The sequence below is a fragment of the Devosia sp. genome (genome assembly GCF_034675085.1).
Taxonomy (GTDB): Bacteria; Pseudomonadota; Alphaproteobacteria; order Rhizobiales; family Devosiaceae; genus Devosia.
This window is the reverse complement of sequence record NZ_JAUCDN010000315.1, coordinates 1-3,739: the sequence shown is the minus strand read 5'-3', so window position 1 is coordinate 3,739 and position 3,739 is coordinate 1. Positions and strand designations below refer to the sequence as shown.

Annotated in this window: 5 protein-coding genes; 4 read left to right on the top strand and 1 reads right to left on the bottom strand. The window is 66.3% G+C overall.

The window, feature by feature from the left end:
* The coding region (locus VDP82_RS15460; RefSeq protein WP_323015724.1) for an OmpA/MotB family protein at window positions 1-352 on the top strand (352 nt) is incomplete at its 5' end.
* 319 nt (window positions 353-671) lie between these two features.
* Here VDP82_RS15460 and efp read toward each other — a convergent pair.
* A complete protein-coding gene (gene efp / locus VDP82_RS15455) occupies window positions 672-1,241 on the bottom strand; it encodes an elongation factor P (protein ID WP_323015723.1) in 570 nt (189 codons plus the stop codon).
* 125 nt (window positions 1,242-1,366) lie between these two features.
* Here efp and epmA point away from each other — a divergent pair, with 125 nt between their 5' ends.
* From epmA to VDP82_RS15440, 3 genes are all read left to right on the top strand, one after another.
* Window positions 1,367-2,425, top strand: coding sequence for an EF-P lysine aminoacylase EpmA (gene epmA / locus VDP82_RS15450; RefSeq protein WP_323015722.1), 1,059 nt, complete (start codon window positions 1,367-1,369; stop codon window positions 2,423-2,425).
* Complete coding sequence (locus tag VDP82_RS15445) at window positions 2,422-3,477, top strand: lysine-2,3-aminomutase-like protein (RefSeq protein ID WP_323015721.1); 1,056 nt, start codon at window positions 2,422-2,424, stop codon at window positions 3,475-3,477. The genes epmA and VDP82_RS15445 overlap by 4 nt, the downstream gene beginning before the upstream one ends.
* A gap of 2 nt (window positions 3,478-3,479) precedes the next feature.
* A partial coding sequence (locus VDP82_RS15440; RefSeq protein WP_323015720.1) for an Ldh family oxidoreductase occupies window positions 3,480-3,739 on the top strand: 260 nt, incomplete at its 3' end.

The following is a 3,739-nucleotide window of genomic DNA, read 5'->3' as shown; positions in this document are numbered from 1 at the left end:
GTTTCCCGAGGGCTCGAAATATCCCAACGAGCCGACGCGCCAGGCCATCGCCGCCGTCGCTCCCATCCTGGCGCGCATGTCCAATCCGGTGCGCATCACCGGGCATACGGCGGCGGGCGGCAGCTATTCCAATCCGCGCTATGGCTCCTGGGAGCTTTCAGCGGACCGCGCCAACAGCGTGCGCCAGATCCTGGGCGAGTTCGGGCTCAAGGACGAACGGGTGGATGCGGTGGTGGGACGGGCGTCCAGCGACCCCTTCTTTCCCAACGATCCCTATATGGCGGCCAATGAGCGGATCGAAATCACGCTGCTCTACGAAACCCCGCCGGTGCCGCCGGGGCTGGCGCCCTAGGGGCGGGTGTTCATTTCGGACGCTGTGGCCTTGGCTTTGCGTTTTCCCAAATCCCGGCGCTGCCCACGGGCTCGACCGTGAGCCGGATGGAGGGCCATTCCCGCTTCGGCGTTTGCGGCTGCTGGATTTGTGCCCCAATGTCTTAGTCGACTCCCTCCCCCTTGCGGGGAGGGATCAAGGGTGGGGGGATGCTTGGCCCCGATATCGTGGCTCTCGACACCCCCTCCCGGCCTCCCCCGTCAAGGGGGAGGAGTGGGACCGGTGGCTGGGGCCTGTTCCCGCCCTGCGAGCGTAGCTCTGCCGCCAGGGGCGGCGGCGGTCAGTCCTTGGCGCGTTCGACGTAGGAATTGTCGTCGGTGAGGATGACGATGCGGGTGCCGGCGCCGATATGGGGCGGCACCATGACGCGCAGCCCGTTATTGAGCACGGCCGGCTTGAACGAGGACGAGGCGGTCTGGCCCTTGACCACGGGCTCGGTCTCGACGATCTCGAAGGTCAGGCGCTGGGGCAGTTCCATGGAGAGAGCGGTGCCCTCGAAGGTCTTCAGGTGCACCTTCATGCCGTCGGTGAGATAGGCCTTCTGGTCGCCGATCACGTCGTCGGAAACGGTGATCTGCTCATAGCTCTGGGGCTCCATGAAGTGGTGGCCCTCGCCGTCGGAATAGAGATAATCGTATTCGCGATCATCCACATCGGCCTTCTCGACCATTTCCACGGTGCGCCAGCGCCCGATGACCTTCACCCCGTCGGAAATGCGGCGCATGGTGACGTTGGTCACCGAATTGCCCTTGCCGGGATGGACGTTTTCAGCGGTGAGAATGACGTGCAGGGCGCCGTCCTGCTCGACGACATTGCCCTTGCGCAGCGAGGAGGCGATGACCTTGACCATATTTCTTCCTTGTTCGTATCCGAAGCGCGTCGTAGAGGCAGGGCCGGGCGCGCAGAATTGGTTTTCGTGCGCCAACTACCCTATCTTGGCGATATTCGCCAGCCCGGCCCGCATATAAGACAATCATGAGCGCTTTCGATCCCCAGCCCGCCTCGCCCTGGTGGACGCCTTCGGTCCATGCCGACCGGCGCCCCATCCTTCTGGCGCGCGGCCGTATCGAGGCCGGGGTGCGGGCTTGGCTCGCCGACCGCGATTTCCTCATCGTCGATCCGCCCGGCTTGCAGCGCTCGCCGGGCAATGAGACGCATCTGCATGCCTTTGGGACGCAGATGATCGGCAATGACGGGGTGGGGGTGCCGATGTACCTCTGCACCTCGCCCGAATTCACCATGAAAAAGCTCCTCGCGGCGGGGGAGAGGCGCATCGCCAGCCTGCAACATGTGTGGCGCAACCGCGAGCGCAGCGCCCTGCATCACCCCGAATTCACCATGCTCGAATGGTATCGCGCCGGAGAGCCCTATGACGCGGTGATCGAAGATTGCGTGGCGCTGGCGCGGCTGGCGGCGGAGAGCACCGGCATCGGGCGCTTCAGCTTTCGCGGGCGGGAATGCGATCCGTTCGCCGAGCCGGAGCGGCTGGGCGTGGTCGAGGCGTTTGCCCTTCATGCCGGGGTCGATCTTCTGGCGAGCCTGGATGAAAACGGCGTGCCCGATGGCGCGGCGCTGGCAGCGCAGATGCGCGGCATCGGCATGGCGGTGCCCGAGGATGAAAGCTGGAGTTATCTGTTCAGCCACATCCTGGTCGAGCGGGTGGAGCCGCAACTGGGCAATGGGCGCATCACCGTGCTCGACCGCTATCCGGCGGCCGAGGCGGCGCTGGCCCGCCGCCTGCCGGGGGATGCGCGTCTCAGCGAGCGTTTCGAGCTTTACGCCTGTGGGGTGGAACTGGCCAATGGCTTTGGCGAGTTGACCGACCCCGACGAGCAGCGCCGGCGCTTTGCCGCCGAAATGGACGAGAAGCAGCGCCTTTACGGCGAGCGCTATCCGCTGGATGAGGATTTTCTGGCCGCGCTGGCGCTGATGCCCGAGGCGAGCGGGGTGGCGCTGGGCTTCGACCGGCTGGTCATGCTGGCCACCGGGGCGCAGCGCATCGAGGCGGTGCTGTGGGCGCCGGTGGCCGAATGAGCCATTCGGGGCGCAGCGCCAAATCGGTAGCGGAGCTTCAGGCGCTGGGCCTGGTCGAGCCGAGCCCCGCCCTCGATGCGGTGGCGGAAAAATACGCCATCGCCGTCACCCCCGCGGTTCTCGATCTCATCGATCCGGCCGATCCGGCCGATCCCATCGCCCGCCAATTCGTGCCCGATGCCGCCGAACTCGCGACCACGCCGGAAGAACGGGCCGATCCGATCGGCGATCTGGCTCATTCGCCGGTGAAGGGAATCGTGCATCGCTATCCCGACCGGGTGCTGCTCAAGCCCGTGCATGTCTGCCCGGTCTATTGCCGCTTCTGCTTCCGCCGCGAAATGGTGGGTCCGGAGGGGCTGGGCACGCTCAGCACCCCCGAGCTGGATGCGGCCCTGGCCTATATCGCCGGCCATGAGGAAATCTGGGAGGTGATCCTCACCGGGGGCGACCCGATGGTGCTTTCGCCCCGCCGCATGGAGGCGATCATGCGCCGCCTGGGCGAAATCGAGCATGTCAGGATCGTGCGCGTCCATAGCCGCGTGCCGGTGGTGGAGCCGGATCGGGTCGACGCGGAGATGGTGGCGGCGCTCAAGGCCGGCGGCAAGACCGTTTATGTCGCCGTCCATGCCAATCATCCGAAGGAATTTTCGCCTGAAGCGCGCGCGGCGCTCAGGACCCTGGCCGATGGCGGCGTGGTTCTGGTCAGCCAGAGCGTGCTGCTGGCCGGGGTCAATGACGATGTGGAGACGCTGGCGGCGCTGATGCGCCTCTTTGTCGAAAACCGCGTCACCCCCTATTATCTGCACCATCCCGCCCTGGCGCCGGGCACCGGGCATTTCCGCGTCGAGATCGAACGCGGGCAGGCGCTGGTGGCGGGCTTGCGCGGGCGCATATCGGGGCTGTGCCAGCCCATCTATGTGCTTGATATTCCCGGTGGGCACGGCAAGGCCGATATCGGGCGCGCCAGCATTGCCGGCGCCGATGGCTGTTATACAGTGCGCGACTGGCAGGGGCGGGAGCATTCCTATCCGCCGCCCAATGGGGAGGAGTGAGGATGGAGCACAGGAGCCTGAAGTTTCCCGCCGCCCTGTTGCAGGAGCGGGCCGAGGCGGCCTTGCGCGGAGCCGGTGCGAGCGCGGAATCGGTGGCCGCCGCGATCCGGGCCATGCTGCATGCCTCGCTTCTGGGCATAGACAGCCACGGCATCCGCCTCACCGGGCATTATTGCGCCATGCTGGAGGGCGGGCGGCTCAATAAAAATCCGCAACTGAAAGTGGAGCGGCGCGCCGCCGGCAGCGCCATGGTGCATGGCGA

Coding starts and splice junctions, on each gene's coding strand:
- VDP82_RS15445 (WP_323015721.1), top strand. CDS start 2,422: ATGAGCCATTCGGGGCGCAGCGCCAAATCGGTAGCGGAGCTTCAGGCG.
- efp (WP_323015723.1), bottom strand. CDS start 1,241: ATGGTCAAGGTCATCGCCTCCTCGCTGCGCAAGGGCAATGTCGTCGAG.
- epmA (WP_323015722.1), top strand. CDS start 1,367: ATGAGCGCTTTCGATCCCCAGCCCGCCTCGCCCTGGTGGACGCCTTCG.